The organism is Flavobacterium sp. LMO8 (assembly GCF_009495755.1).
Taxonomy (GTDB): Bacteria; Bacteroidota; Bacteroidia; order Flavobacteriales; family Flavobacteriaceae; genus Flavobacterium.
This window is the reverse complement of sequence record NZ_WIBJ01000031.1, coordinates 566,603-583,851: the sequence shown is the minus strand read 5'-3', so window position 1 is coordinate 583,851 and position 17,249 is coordinate 566,603. Positions and strand designations below refer to the sequence as shown.

Below are 17,249 nucleotides of genomic sequence, written 5' to 3'. Positions count from 1 at the left end.
TTTATAACGTTTTTAATTTTTCAAAAAGTTCCTCTTCACCTCCAGGAGAATGTCCACTTTGAGTAAAAACAATCTTCCCATTTTTAACAACAATTAAATAAGGTACATTTGCAATAGACAAAGCTCTTTTAAAATCTTGATTTGTATCTAATAATATTTTATAATCCCAACCTTTTCCATTTACTAATGGATTAACTCTTTTTATAGTTCTAGAATCATCTACAGAAACTGCAATAAGTTCCATATTTAAATTAGATTTCCAGTCTGAATACACATCGCTAATTGCTTCTAATTCTTGGATACATGGAGCACACCATGTTGCCCAAAAAGAAAAAACATAAAGTTTATCTACTTCATTAAAAGAGGTAGAAGTTATAGTTTGACCTTCTATATTTTTAAGATTTACATTTGGCAAATTTTGTTGAGAATATGACAAACTCACAAAAAAAAGGAAGATTAGGGATATTTTATTCATCTTAATTTGTTTTAAATTTGAGCAAATAAACTGATTTATTGGAATATTAGCAACTAAAAATAAAAAATTATTAAGTTTATTTTAACATTATATTGATTTTTTTTATTTATTTGCAAGCATTAAACTATTTAATATCAAACCAAATCAATTTATTATGAAAAAACTTTTATTAGTTTTCGCACTTCTTGGCAGTATTTTATATACGTCATGTAGTAGTGATGAAGAAAACAATGGAAATTCTGACACATTAACATTAACTCCTGATTCTTATGCTCGCTATGTTAATGAAAACATTACTTTTACTGCTGTAGATGAAGACGGAGAAAATGTTACTTCTGAAACAACTTTTTATGTTAATAATATAGCAATTACTGGAAATGTTTACACAAGCAGCGTAGTAGGTTCATATGCGATAAAAGCTGTTAGAAATGGAATTACTAGTCCAACTGTAAATGTATTATTTAATGCAGCTCCAATTCCTTTAACAAGTATTACTACTACCACAACTACTTTAAGTGTTGATAAAGGTGATGTTGTTAACTTAAGAGCTGTTGGTAATAATGGTGCTGATTTAACTTCTTCCTCTACTTTTTATATGAATGATGTTGCAATTATTGGTAGCTCAATTACTACAACTACAGCTGGAACAATAAATGTTTATTCAACTCATACTCCTTCTGGCGGAAGCATGATTACTTCTCCAACTATTCAAATTACCATTAACGATGTAATTAAATTTAACAAAAGAGTATTAATTGAAGACTTTACAGGGACTTGGTGTGGGTATTGCCCTCGTGTTGCTTATGCTATTGACTTAGTAAATCAAGAAACTAATGATGCAGTAGTAGTTGCAATACACAGAGGAAATGACCCATATAACTTCTCAGCCGCTGGTGCTTTAGAATCTCAAATTGGCTTAACTGGTTATCCAACAGCTATGCTAAATAGAACCACAGAATGGAATTATCCTGAAACTGCTACAACATCAATTAACCAAGCCGTTAATTTAACATCTGGAGTTAATCCTAAAGTTGGGGTTGCCATGACAACTACAACATCTGGTAGTAGTGCAAGTGTTCAAGTTAATGTAAAATTTGGATCTAACTTTAGCAATCTTAAATTAGTTGTTTATGCACTTGAAAATAATTTGATATATGATCAAACTAATTACACTTCATACTATGGTGGGTCTAGCGTAATCAGTGATTTTGAGCATGATCATGTTTTAAGAGCTGTTCTATCTACTAGTATTTTAGGCGAAACAATAACAGGTTCAACCAATTTAAATGACGAATTTTCTAAAACATTTAACTATAACATTCCTGGTAATGTTAATGCCGCTAATGTTCGTTTTGTAGCTGTTGTATTAGATTCTTCTAAAAAAGCTTTAAATTCAAGAGAAGCTGGAGCTAATGAAACACAAACTTTTGAAGTAGAATAATCAAAAATTATAATAAAAAACAGAAAACTCGTTAGCAATACTAACGAGTTTTTTATTTTCTATTTCAAGTACAAATTCAAAAATCAAGTTCAAGTTTGTTTTTCGCTTCGCGTAAAGTATGCCTACTTCGTAGGAGATTCCTACTTCGGCAGAATGACAATGTTAGAGAATTATATTTCAAATTACCAACTTCCGCTAGCTCCTCCTCCTCCAAAACTTCCTCCACCGCCAAATCCACCAAATCCACCAGATGAACCATCGCCGAAACCGCCATTTCCAAATCCACCTCCACGTCCCATTCTACTTAAAATGATAACATCAATTAAATCTGGACCACCAAATCCTCCTGAATTCCCACTATTGTTACCTTTGTTTTTAGATGCAATTATTAAAAACACAATAACAAACACTATAATTAATAATATTGGTAAAATACTACCTTCTTTGTTTGATTTGTCATTTTTAAATTCACCTTTTAAAACTTTGAAAATTGCATTTGTCCCTTCGTCAATTCCTTGATAATATTTATTTTCTTTGAAGTTTGGTTTTATTACGGTTTCAATTATCCTTCTCGACAATGCATCGGTTAGCAAATGCTCAACACCATAACCATTTTGAATAGTCATTTTTCGATCATCTTTAGCAATTAACAAGATAATCCCATTGTCTTTTCCTTTTTGACCAATTTGCCACTTCTGACCTAAATCTGTAGCATACCTTGCGATGTCTTCGCCTTGTGTTGTTGAAACAATCATCACAAACATTTCTGTAGAAGTGCTATCAGAATAAATAACAAGTTTCTTATACAAACTCTCTTTTTCTTGACTTGATAAAGTATTTGTACTATCAATTACAGGAGGAATGAAAGAAGGCTTTTGGGGAATTTTTAATTGAGCTTGAAGTGTAAAACTAAAAAGCAACGCAATGAATAGAACTAATTTTCTCATCTTAATTTCTAGATATTTCATTAGACAATTCATTAATATCATCATGATTGTAAGGAAAGTATTTTTTTAATTGTTCTCCAGCTTCAATAATTCCTTTAATTAATCCATTTTTGTATTGACCTTCTTTGAACTTTTCAATCACCAAATCTTTAGTAGAATTCCAAAAATTAGGTTCCACTAAATCATTGATACCTTTATCGCCAATAATCGCAAAACTTTTAGATTGCATACAAATATAGAAAAGCACGCCGTTTTTTAATTCTGTTTCATCCATTTTAAGAAGATGAAAAACCTCCTGTGCTCTTTCAAAAGGAGGCTTAGTGTTATTTTCTTCAATATGTACACGAATCTCTCCCGAAGTATTTTTTTCGGCAATAACAATAGCATTTACAATTTCTTGTTCTTCCTCTTTGCTTAAAAATTCTTCGGTTTTAGACATTTTCATTATTTTTTATCAAAATCAAATTCTACTTTTGGAGCTTTTTCAGCACCTGCATCAGATTTAAATCTTGCAATTTCATTGAATCCAAATAATTTTGCAAAAATCACTGATGGAAAAGATTTAATTTTTTTGTCATAAACATTTACTGAGTCATTAAATCTATCTCTTTCTACATTGATTCTATTTTCTGTTCCCTCAATTTGTGACTGTAACTCTTTAAATGCTTCAGTTGTCTTTAAATTTGGATATTGTTCTACAGAAACAAGAAGTCTAGACAAAGAACTCATCTCAGCACTTTTTGCTTGTTGAAATTGAGCCATTTGTTCTGGAGTAACATTTGTTGGGTCAATAGTAATTGATGTCGCTTTTGCACGAGCATTAATAACCGCTTCTAATGTAGATTTTTCAAAATCAGCAGAACCTTTTACAGTTCTAACTAAATTATCGATCAAATCATTTCTTCTTTGGTATGAACTTTCTACTTTTGACCAAGCTGTTTTAGCATCTGCTTGTACACCGACTAACCCATTGTAAGAGCTAATTGCAAATAAAACTAATACCGCAATAATTGCTCCTGGAATTATCCACTTTCTCATAATTTTAATTTTTAAAGTTTATAAATTGTTTATAGTTGATTTTTAATTGTGTTCAATTGTGCTTTAATCGTTTCTAATTTGCTGATAATTTCAAATTTATCTAAGGTTTTTTTCTGACCTTCTTTCAAATGTGTTTTGGCACCTTCTAGAGTAAATCCGCGCTCTTTTACCAAATGATAAATCAATTGCAAATTCTTAACATCTTCTGGCGTAAACATGCGATTTCCTTTGGCGTTTTTCTTTGGTTTTAGAATATCAAATTCTTTATCCCAAAAACGAATTAAGGAGGCATTTACGTTAAAAGCTTTGGCTATTTCTCCAATGCTGTAATATCTTTTATTTGGTGCTAATTCTAAATGCATTTTTCAAGTTCAAGTTCAAATTCAATTACAAGCTCAAAACTCCTGAAATCATTAATCATCAATCTTAAATCGTTAATCCAACGATTGATTTTCTTGGTTCGCTAATTTTGAAATCTCTATATATTCTTTTGCTGAAATACTTCCGTAATAGAAATTCAGCGGATTTACGCGTTCTCCATTTTTAAACACTTCATAGTGTAAATGTGGTGCCTGACTTCTTCCTGTGCTTCCCACATATCCAATAATATCGCCACGTTTTACACGTTGTCCTGGTCGGCAATTGTATTTACTTAAATGCGCATACAACGTTTTATAACCATAACCATGATTCACTTCTATATGATTTCCGTATCCTGATAACGAAGCATCTGCCTTGTAAACAACTCCATCTCCTGTTACATAAATAGGCGTTCCTGTTCGCGCAGTGAAATCCATTCCGTAATGAAACTTTCTAATTTTCGTAAATGGATCACTTCGATAACCATAACCCGAAGCCATCTGTTTTAAATCTTCATTTTTAACTGGTTGAATTGCCGGAATTGCCGCTAACAACTTCTCTTTTTGCTTCGCCAAAGCCACAATTTCATCTAGCGATTTGGATTGAATTACCAATTCTTTCGTTAAAATATCCACACGTTTTGTAGTGTTTTCCATTAACTCCGAATTATTAAATCCTTGCAAATCTTTGTATCTGTTTACACCTCCAAAACCCGCTTTACGTTCTTCCTCTGAAATTGGAGTAGTATTAAAATATATTCTGTAAATATTGTTATCTCTATTTTCAATCGCTTCTAAAACTTCATTCATCAAATCCAGCTTCTTATTCAAAACTTTATAATTTAAAGCCAAAGCTTCAATTTCTCGTGCCTGAATTTTATCTTTTGGCGTTTCAAAATAACTGGTGTTAATCAATAGCAAAAAAATTAAGAATCCAAAAAGTGCTGAAGACAACAAAAACAGTACTACATAACCAAATTTCTTCCTTTTTTTAGTTCGAATTCGTTTATACGCTAAATTTTCTGAATCGTAATAATATTTTACCTTCGACATATATGAAAATATACTATTTTTGTGCCAAATTTATTGATTGACATAGGTTATACGAACAAATTTAAGAAATGTTTCATTCTAAAGCTATTTTATTTTTTAGTTGGGATATTTTTCAAAAATCTAATCCCAAATTCCTACCAAAATCAATAATTAAAATCAGAACTAAATAATTGATAATGAAATCGCAACAATAAATAGTTTGTGCAACAAAACAGCTAAAAAAAGCGATACCATATAATACCGATAAAAAATATATTATATATATGAAATCACAAGACATTCGTAAACAGTTTTTACAATTCTTCGAATCTAATGGACACTTAATTGTTCCTTCTGCGCCAATCGTTTTAAAAGACGACCCAACCTTGATGTTTAACAACTCGGGAATGGCCCAATTCAAAGAATATTTCTTAGGCAATGGAACTCCAAAAAGCCCAAGAATAGCCGATACGCAAAAATGTCTTCGTGTTTCAGGAAAGCATAATGATTTAGAAGATGTAGGTTTTGATACTTATCATCACACCATGTTCGAAATGTTAGGTAACTGGTCTTTTGGTGATTATTTCAAAAGAGAAGCAATTAATTGGGCTTGGCAATTATTAACGGAAGTTTATAAAATTCCAAAAGAAAATTTATACGTTTCTGTTTTTGAAGGAAATCCAGATGAAAATGTTCCATTTGATCAAGAAGCATGGGATATTTGGAAGGAATTAATTAGTGAAGACCGCATAATTTTAGGAAACAAAAAAGATAATTTCTGGGAAATGGGCGACCAAGGACCATGTGGACCTTGTTCTGAAATCCACGTTGATTTACGTACGGAAGCAGAAAAAGCCTTAGTTTCTGGAAAAAGTTTAGTGAATAACGACCATCCACAAGTAGTGGAAATTTGGAACAACGTATTCATGGAATTCAACCGTAAAGCTGATGGTTCGTTAGAAAAATTACCAGCACAACACGTTGATACCGGAATGGGATTTGAGCGTTTGTGTATGGCATTACAAGGAAAAACATCAAACTATGATACCGATGTTTTTACACCGCTTATTGAAAAAATAGAACAAATTACAGGATTAAAATACACTTCAAACGAAGTTAAAAACATTTCGGAAGAACAAAACAAAACCAACATTGCGATTCGTGTAATTGTTGATCACGTTCGTGCAGTAGCATTTGCAATTGCTGATGGGCAATTACCATCGAACACTGGTGCTGGTTATGTAATTCGTAGAATTTTACGTCGTGCGATTCGTTACGGATTTACGTTTTTAGGAACAAAAGAACCATTCATTAATAAATTGGTGGAGGTTTTAGCGAATCAAATGGGTGAATTTTTCCCAGAAATTAAATCGCAACAACAATTAGTTACCAATGTAATTCGTGAAGAAGAAGCGTCTTTCTTAAGAACTTTAGAACAAGGATTACAATTATTAGAAAACGTAATGGCAGAAACCACTGGAAAAGAAGTTTCTGGCGCAAAAGCATTTGAATTGTATGATACTTTTGGTTTTCCAATTGACTTAACAGCTTTAATTCTTCGTGAAAAAGGATACGATTTAGATGAAGCTGGTTTCAATGTGGCGATGCAAGAACAAAAAGCGCGTTCTCGTGCAGCTTCTGAAGTTTCTACTGAAGATTGGAATGTTTTAATTCCAGGAAATGTGGAAACGTTTGTGGGTTATGATAAAACCGAAAACGAAGTAAAAATTACACGTATTCGAAAAGTAGATTCTAAAAAAGATGGTGTTTTATACCAAATTGTTTTAGATAATACACCTTTTTACCCTGAAGGTGGTGGACAAGTTGGGGATAAAGGAACAATAGTTTCGGCAAATGAAACCATTGAAATTATTGACACGAAAAAAGAAAATAATTTAATATTACATTTCGCAAAACAACTTCCAGAAAATATTGAAGCTGGCTTTGTTGCCAAAGTAAACACTGATTTAAGAACTTCTACTTCTAAAAATCACTCGGCTACGCATTTGATGCATTTGGCTTTGAGAAGCATTTTAGGAACGCATGTGGAACAAAAAGGTTCGTTAGTAAATCCAAATTATTTACGTTTCGACTTCTCGCATTTTTCTAAAGTTTCAGACGAAGAATTACGTCAAGTTGAAGCAAGTGTGAATCAACAAATCGAAGCACAATTACAATTAGTAGAACATAGAAATATTCCAATCACAGAAGCATTAAATAAAGGTGCAATGGCTTTGTTTGGTGAAAAATATGGTGATTCAGTTCGTATGATTGAATTTGGAGACAGTAAAGAGTTATGTGGTGGAATTCACGTGAAAAACACGGCTGACATTTGGCATTTCAAAATTATTTCTGAAGGTGCTGTTGCGGCTGGAATTCGTCGTATTGAAGCAATTACTGGTGATGCTGTGAAAGATTTTTATACTTCGCAAGAGAATACGTTAGCAGAAATCAAAGAAGTATTGAAAAACCCGCAAGATGTTTTAAAATCAGTTGCTTCATTACAAGATGATAATGCGAAATTGAAAAAACAATTAGAGCAATTAGTAAAAGAAAAAATCGAAGGATTAAAAAATACGTTAGTTGCCGATTTCCAAGAAATCAACGGAATCCAATTTTTAGCAAAACAAGTAGATTTATCTATGAGTTCGACTAAAGATTTAGCGCAAGCTATTGGAACTTCAAAACCAAATACGTTTGTATTCTTAGCTTCTATTGAAGATAATGCGCCAAATATTCATTGCTACATTTCAAAAGAACTAGTTGCCGAAAAAGGATTAAACGCTGGAAATATCATCAGAGAATTAGGAAAACTAATCGACGGAAATGGTGGTGGACAACCTTTCTTTGCTTCAGGAAAAGGGAAAAATGTTGTTGGAATTAAAGAAGCGATTGAGAAAGTTGTTGATTTTATGAAGTAAAAATAAATTATTTTTTTTTAAGGATATTAAAAACAAAAAAATGTTTAAAAAACTAAATTTATTTCTTTTTGTAACTGTCTTTTTTACTACGATGTGTTATTCTCAGAGGTATAAAATACTTGAAGGAAAATTTGAGAATTTAAGTACAAATAATTCATTTAAAGTTGAATTTAACTACGCAAAAATTCAAGTTCACGGTTTTGATTCAGAAGAAGATTTTCTAAAAGAGAAAATGGAAAAAAGAAAAGCTAATCCTGAAAAAGCAGAAAATTTCAGAAAAAATTGGTTTTCATACAGAGAGAAATATTATAATCCAGCATTTATCTCTTTTTTTAATACGTATTTCAAAAAAGGGGAATGCAAAATTGTCGATGATTCACCCTATTTAATGAAAGTCAACTTAACTTGGATTTATCCAGGTTATGCCATTGAACCAGCTAAATTATCTGCAACAATTGACTTTGTTGATACCATTAATTCAAAAAAACTATTAGTTGTTCATTTTGACAAAGTAATTGGTTTCGAAAAAAATGTAGTCGTTGTACCGAATGAATCTGATAGAGTTGTTGGAGCATTTGAAAGATTGGCCAAAAATTTAGCCATTCAATTAAAAAGAATTTATAAATAAAATGAAAAACCTCTGAGAGTTCAACTTCTAGGAGGTTTTTTACTTTAAATCACTTTTTATTACTCACCGCAATCGCTTCAATTTCTATTAACCATTCTTTTCTTCCTAAACTTTCTACACCTACTAAAGTACTTGCTGGATAATTTTCATTTCCTAAAAATTCTTTTCTGATTTTTCTGAAAATAGGTAAATCCATCTCAGGATTAAAATTTACGATGTAGGTATTCATTTTTACTACATCTTTAAAAGTAGCATTGCAATTAGTCAGTTGCTTTTCTAAATTTTGAAATGTGGCAATGGTTTGTGCTTCTAAATTTGCACCATCACCTATTTGTCCAGAAATGTAAAGTGTTTTGAAATTTCCGGTTTTTACAACAACGGTTTGAGAGAAACCTTCATTAGGTTCTATGTATTCTTTTTCAATCATTTTTTAGCGAATTAAATCCTAAGTAAAAATACTCGTTTTTTTGTAAAAAGTAGTTTAAATTTGAGGTCTAAACCTAAATGATTTGCAATTCACTATCAAAATACCCATTCAAAAAAGCAGCTTTCCAATCGATTATGATTCGAAAATCATATTATTGGGTTCCTGTTTTGCGGAGAATATGGGTGAAAAATTTGAGTATTTTAAATTTCAGACAGCTGTAAATCCGTTTGGTATTATTTTCAATCCGGTTTCGTTAGAAAAATTAATTCGTTGTTGTGTTGAAAATAGACAATTTACCGAAAACGATATTTTTTTTCATAACGAGTTATGGCATTGTTTTGATGTACATTCTGCATTATCAAATTCGGATAAAAACACTTTTCTAAATTCTTTAAACGAATTAATCAACTCAACACATCAACAATTAAACGATTCAACACACATCGTTATCACATTAGGGACTTCGTGGGTGTATCGACTTCGACAAGCTCAGGCTGACAAAAATGGTATTGTTGCTAATTGTCATAAAGTGCCTCAAAAGCAGTTTACAAAAGAATTACTTTCTATTCAACAGATTGAAGAAAGTATAGAAAGCATTATTTCTTTTGTACAATCGGTTAACCCAAATTGCAAATTTATTTTTACGGTTTCCCCTGTTCGTCATATTAAAGATGGTTTTATTGAAAATACACTGAGCAAATCACATTTAATTGCTGCAATTCATTCGGTATTAAATCAAAAATTCTCGACTTCGCTCGAACTGACAACTCAGAATAATATCTATTTCCCTGCTTATGAAATCATGATGGACGAATTGCGCGATTATCGTTTTTATGCTGAAGACATGTTACATCCTAATCAAACAGCTATAGATTATATATGGATTAAATTTTTTGAAAATAATATTTCGGAAACAGAATTTGGTTTGATGAATGAAATTTGTACGATTCAAAAAGGGTTAAAACATCGTCCGTTTAATAAGAATACTGAAAGTCATCAAAAGTTTATAGCAGATTTAAAAACAAAAATGACAACTATTCAAAAAAAGTTGCCATTTATATCTTTTGAAAGTTAAAAAACTAACTATTCAACTCTTCAATTTCTAACTGCACGTTTTCCCAATCTTCTAATAATTGTTCCAACTCTTTTTTCTTTTTTTCGTAAGCTGCAAAAAAAGTAGCATCTTCAATATGTTTGTCATAATTTGAAGCCAATGCTTTATCGTCGTGCTGAATGTCTTTTTCTAATTGCTGAATTTGACTTTCAATTTTGCTTAATCGGTTTTGTAAAGACTTGGCTTTCTTTTGGTCTTCGTAAGAAATATTTTTGACTACTTTATTCGTATTTGTATTTGAAACCACCTCTTTCTTTTCAATTTCGCGCATATTCATGGCATTTTTTTGCTCTAAGAAGAAATTGATATCGCCTAAATATTCTCTGATTTTCTGATCTTTAAATTCGTACACAATATTTGACATGCCTTGCAAGAAATCACGGTCGTGAGATACCAACAACAAAGTTCCTTCAAACTGCTTTAAAGCGGCTTTCAAAACGTTTTTAGACTTAATATCCAAGTGATTCGTTGGTTCGTCCATAACCAAGACGTTAATAGGTTGCAAAAGCAATTTACAAAGTGCCAAGCGATTTCGTTCACCACCTGAAAGTACTTTTACTTTTTTCTCTACATCATCGCCACGGAATAAAAAAGAACCCAACATATCGCGAACTTTAGAACGATTCGTATCTGTTGCAGCGTCTTCCATGGTTTGTAACAGCGTGATTTCGCCATCTAAATATTCCGCTTGATTTTGAGCAAAATAGCCCAATTGCACGTTATGACCTAATTTAATAGAACCTTCGTACTCAAATTCGTTTACAATAGCTTTCATAAACGTTGATTTTCCTTGACCATTTTGACCCACGAAAGCCACTTTACTTCCACGTTCTACTAAAAGTGAAATATCTTTTAAAATGGTTTTATCACCATAGGCTTTGGTAACATGTTCGGCTTCAACAACAACTCTTCCAGGTGTTTGTGAAACTGGAAACGAGATATTCATTACAGAATTGTCGTCTTCATCGACTTCAATTCGTTCTACTTTATCTAATTTTTTAATCAACGATTGCGCCATCGAAGCTTTTGATGCTTTCGCACGGAACTTTTCAATTAACTTTTCGGTTTCTTCAATTTTCTTGGCTTGATTTTTTTGCGTTGCCAATTGCTTTTCGCGAATTTCCTGACGTAACACTAAATATTCAGAATACGGTTTGTTGAAATCATATGCTTTACCTAATGAAATTTCAATGGTACGATTCGTTACATTATCCAAAAACATTTTATCGTGCGAAACAATTACAACTACGCCTGGGAAATTTCGTAAAAAACCTTCTAACCAAATGATACTTTCAATATCCAAGTGATTCGTAGGCTCATCTAAAAGTAAAATATCATTTGATTGCAATAATAACTTCGCTAATTCAATACGCATTCTCCAACCACCCGAAAAAGTATCGGTTTGATTGTCAAAATCTTCTCTTTTAAATCCAAGACCTAACAGAATTTTCTCCGTATCACCTACATAATTGTAACCTCCAAGAACTTCATAATGATGTGTTACATCGCTCAATTCTTCAATCAAATCAGAATATTCTTGACTTTCATAATCGGTACGAGTAACTAATTGGTGATTGATTTCATCGATTCGGAATTCGGCACGTTTAATTTCTTCAAAAGCTTGGTATGCTTCTTCCAAAACGGTTCTTCCTTTTACAAAATCGATATCCTGACGAAGAAATCCCATTTTCACTTCCTTCTCTGTAGCAATTTGACCAGAATCTGGAGCAAAATCTTTCGCTAAAATTTTCAACATGGTTGATTTTCCAGCACCATTTTTTCCGACAAGTCCTACTCTATCTCCAGAACCCAATCTAAAAGTTACTTCTTCAAAAAGATAGGTTCCACCAAATGAAACCGATAAATTATGTATGTTTAACATTTGAAAAGTTTATAAGTTTAACTGTTTATGAGTTTAAGAGTTACTTTCAATTAAACTCAAAATTCAGTAAACAAATTGATATTTGTAATAATTGTTACACAAGAAATTATATGTTATTGTACCTTTGTGTAAATTATTTTGCAAATGTTAAAAAAAGGATCCAAATTAAATAGTATTTTAACAGGAAGTTGTCCAACTTGCAATGAAGAAAGCATGTATTTAGACAAAAATCCGTATAATGTTGTCAATGTATACAAAATGCACGAAAATTGTAGCCATTGTGGAACCAAATATAAAATTGAACCATCCTTTTTTTATGGTGCTATGTATGTGAGTTATGCTCTTGGAATTGCATTTGGCGTAGCGGCTTTTATCATCACCTATTTCTTTGTTGGAGAAAAGAATTTGGTAAACAATTTTATAGCTATAATTATTACGTTAATAGTTTTTATGCCCGTAATCATGCGCTTATCAAGAAACATATGGATCAATATGTTTATGAGTTACGACAAAGATTGGAAACAACACAAAGGCGAAAAGAAAGCTACTTTGAGATAGAATATTGATTTGTCAAGCTGAATTATTTTCAGCTTCTTTTTTATTGTGTTAGATGCTGAAACGAGTTCAGCATGACAAAACTACTTTTTTTTATAACATCTTATTATATCAATCTCTTTTTCCAAAGGAATATTGTTCTCAATATGCTGAAACAATTGATTGGCTAAATAAGGTCCAAGCATTACTCCACGCGTTCCTAAACCATTTAAAACATGTAATTGAGAATGAACTGGATGAGTTCCTACTAATGGTCTTCTGTCTTTAACTGTAGGACGAACACCTGCAAAATGTTGTACAATTTCAAAATCGCATGAAATTAATTCGGAAAGTTTATCAATTAGCTCTTGTTTTCCTTCTTCAGTTGGAGTATTTGTTTTGTCTTTCCAATCGTAAGTAGCTCCTACTTTATACAAATCATTACCAATAGGAAGTATAAAAACACTTGACTTTATTACGACATCCAAATCTAAATTAGGAGCTTTGATGATTAATAATTCCCCTTTTGTACCATCTAATGGTAAATTATCAAAATAAGGATTAGCGTGTAATCCAAAACCCTCTGCAAAGATAATGTGTTTAGCTTGTATGCTTTTATATTGGAGACCATTATCTAAAAATTCAATTTCTTCATAATTGAAACCTTCATTAGAAAAAATATTAAGTGATTTCAAATAAGTAGAATAGGCTTCAATCAAAGTTGAAATTTCTAAATAACCAGTGTGATTTACTTTTCCATAGTGAAATGGAGATGCAATACTTTCATAAGAATTTGTAACTAATTTGGAATCTAAAAAAGGCGCTAAATTTGGTTTATCAGCAGCTTGAAACCAATTATTTTGTTCTTCAACAGAATATAATTTACGAAGTATTGGCAATTCAAAGTCAAAAACCACATCTAATTTAGCTTGAATTTTATGGTACAAAGGAAAAGCAAAATCGATTTGCTCCTTTGCTTTCCAAACTTCACTGAAACGCTTTAAAACTACTGGATTATACAATCCCCCTGCAACTCGAGATGAAGGTTGGGAATTGTTATCAAAAACAAAAATTGATTTATTGTTTTGCAAAGCAATTTCTGCAAATGAAATTCCGGCTAAACCATTTCCTACGATTATAAAATCTATCATGGTGTAAAATTAAAAAACTCTTACCAAATGGTAAGAGTTTTTTAAATGAAATTGGAGAAATACTATTAGTAATTCCACATATCTTGTTCGAAATCACGAATCTTTTCTTTTACACGATCCGATTCTAACAATTGCATTTGAGCATTTTCTTTCATGTAGTCAGCAATCTTACGATCACCATATACATTCTCTTCTAAATAAATCATACCACCAAAACGACGAGCGTTTAACATATGATCAAAAGAAAATGGCATTGCAGAGTTTCTGTTATTAAAGGCCTTAGCTTCATGAAGAATATCTCTTGTTGAAGGGAAATAAACCCAAAATAACTCAACAGGTTCAGCAGCTTCTGGCGCAGTACCATTTTTCTTATCAAAAACATCTGGCATAACTGGGCAAATTCCTAAAAGTCTATATTTTAACTCACCTTGTCTTTTGTCAAAATACCAATAACCTACCACTTTATAAGCAATTACATCAATGGCTTCAATCTCAGTTTTTCTGATAAACTCTTCATCAATTTTTTTATCGCCTTTTCTGTAAGCTTCTAAATCTTCATTCATTTGCTCTAGACCAACATCTGTAGTATCAACAGTGAATAATGATGACTCAATATCTTTTAAAGTTTTTTTAGTAGTAAAATAACTTGAATCATAAACTTCAGTTATTTTTCCTTCTTTAATACCATTTACTAAGACATTGTATAGAGGTCTTCTATCTGGAGAAGACATCACATCTCCCTCAACTGGAAAATATAATGGAAAATTAACTCTTTCATCAAGATCAATAAATTCCCAAATACGTTTACCCATCAAGATATCTCTATCATGAACATATCCGTATGGTAAAGGTTTGTCATTATCAGCACTTAATTCAGCTTCTGTTTTCTTTCCGATTTGATCGGGTGTCTTAGCATTTAATAAGTTTGACTGAGCAAAAGTAGTAACACTTAAACCTAATACTAAAATTGCAATACTATTTCTCCAATTCATTTTATTCATTTTTTATTTGGTCTACAAAGATAAACTCAAATTATTTTATATTATTGTATTTCGTAAGTACAAATTGATACTTTCTTAGCCATCTGATCAATACCACTAAAACTAGCTTTGATTTCAGAAATAACTACAACATCACCTCTTTGCGCTTTTGCAATGGCAGATTTAGCTCTAGCATCCATTCTATTTCCATTTACTACAATTGTTGGTTGACCAGGTACTTTAATGTTAAATTGAGTTACATTAACAGTAACAGGGAAATCAAAATCTTCCATAACAGCAGTTATTGAGCAAACTCCTAAGTTAGATTTTGGACCTTTATTCTTTTCAGAACCACCAACTTTTCCAGTTGGAGCAGGTAAACCTTTAATTCTAAATACTTGAGCACTAGACATTGATTTACCATCAGGCATTGTAGCATTAACGTTAATTTTAACTTCAGCACCAGATTGTGGTTTTAACATGAATTTACCATCACCTACTTTCGACATTCCAGGAGCACTAGCATTAACTTTGTTAGAAGCAATACCAGGAACTGAAATAGAAATAGGGTTAGGAACACCACGGTAAACAACGTTCATTTTGTCAGCTGAAATAATAGCTTGGTTAGGACGAGGAACAACAACATACTTACCTTCGAATTTTAATGGAACTTCTTTACCATCTTCTAAGAAACCAAATTCACCAGAGATATTTTGTTCACCAATTCCACCAGCAGTCATCGAAATAACAGCTTGACCGTTTTCAATTTTACCAGGCCCTTTGAATGATGTAGGAACTGTATTTGCATCATAACGACCTAAAACCACTTTACCAGTAACTTGCTCACCAGCGAAATATGCATTTTTGTCTAAAACTACAATAGCTTGAAAGTTTTTCATAGATGCAGCTGACTGTAATGCATTACCTAAGAATAAGTTGAATGCTCCAGCTTCAGTATTTTTAACATCATTTTGCATAGCAGTTAAGAATGTTAAAGTAGATACTGCAGGGAAACCTTTTGTTTTATAATCTAAAAACTTTTGTTTTACACCTTCTCTATTTGCGATATCAGCTGTTGAGAATTTTTTCTCTATTTCTTTAATAAAAGGAATATACTTTACGTCATTACCTAATACTTTCTTAACATCAGCAACATACTTGTCAATTTTAGTAACAATTTCTGTACCTCTTGGGCTATATCCATCACCAGCAAACCATTTTTCGTCGATAGTAGATTTGTCCATAGATTCGAATGGTAATTTACCTGTTTCATCTGGTTCAATACCTTCTGTAACTTCAGCTTTAACCGTTTCTAAGAAAGCAACAAAATCTTTAGAGATTTTTGCAACATCTTTAGCTTTTCTTGCTGGCTCAGCATATTTTGCAGGCTCATCCGATGCTTTTGTATCTAAAGCAGATAATAAAGTTGCATTAGACTGCTCTGTTAATTTATTAGATTCTGAGAATTTGTCATTAAAATTACCAAAAGCCGTTAATACTTCTTTTGACATATTTAATGCCAACATTGCGATGAAAACCAAGTACATTAGGTTAATCATCTTCTGTCTAGGGGTTAATTTTCCTCCTGCCATTTTTTCTTTAAATTAGTTTTAATTAATAATTATTTAATTTGATAAAACTAATTATCTGTTACTCATAGCAGTAAGCATACCTCCGTAAACAGCATTTAAAGATGCAATGTTTGAAGTCATTGATTGCATTTGCTCTTTCAATTTAGCTGCATTGTCAGCAATTTCTTGATTTGCAGTAGCATTTCTTGAAGCGCTATCTAATTGTAATTTGTATAAGTTATTTAAAGCTTCCATTTGAGCTGCAGCTGTAGACATTTCTTCAGCATATTTCTTTTGACCTGCCATAGCATCTACAGTAGGAGAAATTGATTTAGCAGCACCCTCGAAGTTTTTAATACTGTTTCCTAAGCTTGCCATTAATTCACCATCAATTTTAGCCTCTTTCAACATATTATCTAATTTTTGAGATAATAAACCTTGAGCATCAGCTGGGTTTTCTTTTTTATCTTTTGCTTTAGCTTCACCACCTGCTAATTCAGGGTAAACTAAAGACCAATCTAATTCATGTTCTACTGGTTCAAATGCTGATAACGCGAAGATTAACGCCTCAGTTAATAAACCAATCACAAGCATTGGTCCAGCACCTGGCCAGTGCATTAATTTAAATAATGCTCCAACGATTACTACTGCCGCTCCCATTCCGTAAAGGAATCCCATCATTTTTTTGCTTAAAATTGCCATAATAAATAAAATTTAGTTAGTTAAGTTAATTATATTAATAAAATTGG

Annotated in this window: 17 protein-coding genes; 5 read left to right on the top strand and 12 right to left on the bottom strand. The window is 31.9% G+C overall.

All coding sequences use genetic code 11. The features are described from left to right. Position 1: 1 nt before the first annotated feature. Positions 2-475: a TlpA disulfide reductase family protein gene (locus GFJ94_RS10600; RefSeq protein ID WP_153201503.1), complete on the bottom strand. Its 474-nt coding sequence runs from the start codon at positions 473-475 to the stop codon at positions 2-4. A gap of 154 nt (positions 476-629) precedes the next feature. On the opposite strand from GFJ94_RS10600, the gene GFJ94_RS10595 reads away from it, so the two are divergent. Next, positions 630-1,916, top strand: a complete 1,287-nt coding sequence (locus GFJ94_RS10595) for an Omp28-related outer membrane protein (protein ID WP_153201502.1) — start codon at positions 630-632, stop codon at positions 1,914-1,916. A gap of 182 nt (positions 1,917-2,098) precedes the next feature. Here the strand turns inward: GFJ94_RS10595 and GFJ94_RS10590 are convergent, their stop codons facing one another. The 5 genes from GFJ94_RS10590 to GFJ94_RS10570 form a co-directional block, all read right to left on the bottom strand. Next, positions 2,099-2,863 carry a YgcG family protein gene (locus tag GFJ94_RS10590; protein ID WP_238989456.1) on the bottom strand — a complete coding sequence of 255 codons (765 nt, stop codon included), beginning with the start codon at positions 2,861-2,863 and terminating at the stop codon, positions 2,099-2,101. A 1-nt stretch (position 2,864) separates the two neighbouring features. Next, the gene (locus tag GFJ94_RS10585) at positions 2,865-3,302 is read right to left on the bottom strand and encodes a TPM domain-containing protein (protein WP_153201500.1); all 438 of its coding nucleotides are present in this window, start codon (positions 3,300-3,302) and stop codon (positions 2,865-2,867) included. Positions 3,303-3,307: 5 nt separating this feature from the next. Continuing rightward, positions 3,308-3,901, bottom strand: a complete 594-nt coding sequence (locus GFJ94_RS10580; RefSeq protein ID WP_153201499.1) for a LemA family protein — start codon at positions 3,899-3,901, stop codon at positions 3,308-3,310. A 29-nt stretch (positions 3,902-3,930) separates the two neighbouring features. Further along, positions 3,931-4,263, bottom strand: coding sequence for a MerR family transcriptional regulator (locus GFJ94_RS10575; protein ID WP_026724163.1), 333 nt, complete (start codon positions 4,261-4,263; stop codon positions 3,931-3,933). Between the two features lie 72 nt (positions 4,264-4,335). Next, a complete protein-coding gene (locus tag GFJ94_RS10570) occupies positions 4,336-5,313 on the bottom strand; it encodes a M23 family metallopeptidase (protein WP_153201498.1) in 978 nt (325 codons plus the stop codon). A 263-nt stretch (positions 5,314-5,576) separates the two neighbouring features. Between GFJ94_RS10570 and alaS the strand changes: the two genes are divergently transcribed. Continuing rightward, positions 5,577-8,213, top strand: coding sequence for an alanine--tRNA ligase (alaS, locus tag GFJ94_RS10565; protein ID WP_153201497.1), 2,637 nt, complete (start codon positions 5,577-5,579; stop codon positions 8,211-8,213). Between the two features lie 40 nt (positions 8,214-8,253). Continuing rightward, the gene (locus GFJ94_RS10560) at positions 8,254-8,841 is read left to right on the top strand and encodes a hypothetical protein (protein WP_153201496.1); all 588 of its coding nucleotides are present in this window, start codon (positions 8,254-8,256) and stop codon (positions 8,839-8,841) included. Positions 8,842-8,890: 49 nt separating this feature from the next. On the opposite strand, the gene GFJ94_RS10555 is transcribed toward GFJ94_RS10560, so the two are convergent. After that, positions 8,891-9,268, bottom strand: coding sequence for a RidA family protein (locus GFJ94_RS10555; protein WP_153201495.1), 378 nt, complete (start codon positions 9,266-9,268; stop codon positions 8,891-8,893). An 82-nt stretch (positions 9,269-9,350) separates the two neighbouring features. On the opposite strand from GFJ94_RS10555, the gene GFJ94_RS10550 reads away from it, so the two are divergent. After that, positions 9,351-10,343, top strand: a complete 993-nt coding sequence (locus tag GFJ94_RS10550) for a GSCFA domain-containing protein (protein WP_153201494.1) — start codon at positions 9,351-9,353, stop codon at positions 10,341-10,343. Positions 10,344-10,347: 4 nt separating this feature from the next. Here the strand turns inward: GFJ94_RS10550 and GFJ94_RS10545 are convergent, their stop codons facing one another. After that, a complete protein-coding gene (locus GFJ94_RS10545; protein WP_153201493.1) occupies positions 10,348-12,264 on the bottom strand; it encodes an ABC-F family ATP-binding cassette domain-containing protein in 1,917 nt (638 codons plus the stop codon). A gap of 144 nt (positions 12,265-12,408) precedes the next feature. Between GFJ94_RS10545 and GFJ94_RS10540 the strand changes: the two genes are divergently transcribed. Then, the gene (locus GFJ94_RS10540) at positions 12,409-12,822 is read left to right on the top strand and encodes a DUF983 domain-containing protein (protein WP_153201492.1); all 414 of its coding nucleotides are present in this window, start codon (positions 12,409-12,411) and stop codon (positions 12,820-12,822) included. Between the two features lie 80 nt (positions 12,823-12,902). On the opposite strand, the gene GFJ94_RS10535 is transcribed toward GFJ94_RS10540, so the two are convergent. The 4 genes from GFJ94_RS10535 to gldL form a co-directional block, all read right to left on the bottom strand. Further along, positions 12,903-13,949, bottom strand: coding sequence for an FAD-binding oxidoreductase (locus GFJ94_RS10535; protein WP_153201491.1), 1,047 nt, complete (start codon positions 13,947-13,949; stop codon positions 12,903-12,905). Between the two features lie 65 nt (positions 13,950-14,014). Beyond that, a complete protein-coding gene (gene gldN, locus GFJ94_RS10530; RefSeq protein ID WP_162523839.1) occupies positions 14,015-14,941 on the bottom strand; it encodes a gliding motility protein GldN in 927 nt (308 codons plus the stop codon). Between the two features lie 50 nt (positions 14,942-14,991). Continuing rightward, positions 14,992-16,521, bottom strand: a complete 1,530-nt coding sequence (gene gldM, locus GFJ94_RS10525; protein WP_153201489.1) for a gliding motility protein GldM — start codon at positions 16,519-16,521, stop codon at positions 14,992-14,994. Between the two features lie 51 nt (positions 16,522-16,572). Then, positions 16,573-17,202, bottom strand: a complete 630-nt coding sequence (gldL, locus tag GFJ94_RS10520) for a gliding motility protein GldL (protein ID WP_153201488.1) — start codon at positions 17,200-17,202, stop codon at positions 16,573-16,575. Positions 17,203-17,249: the final 47 nt, after the last annotated feature.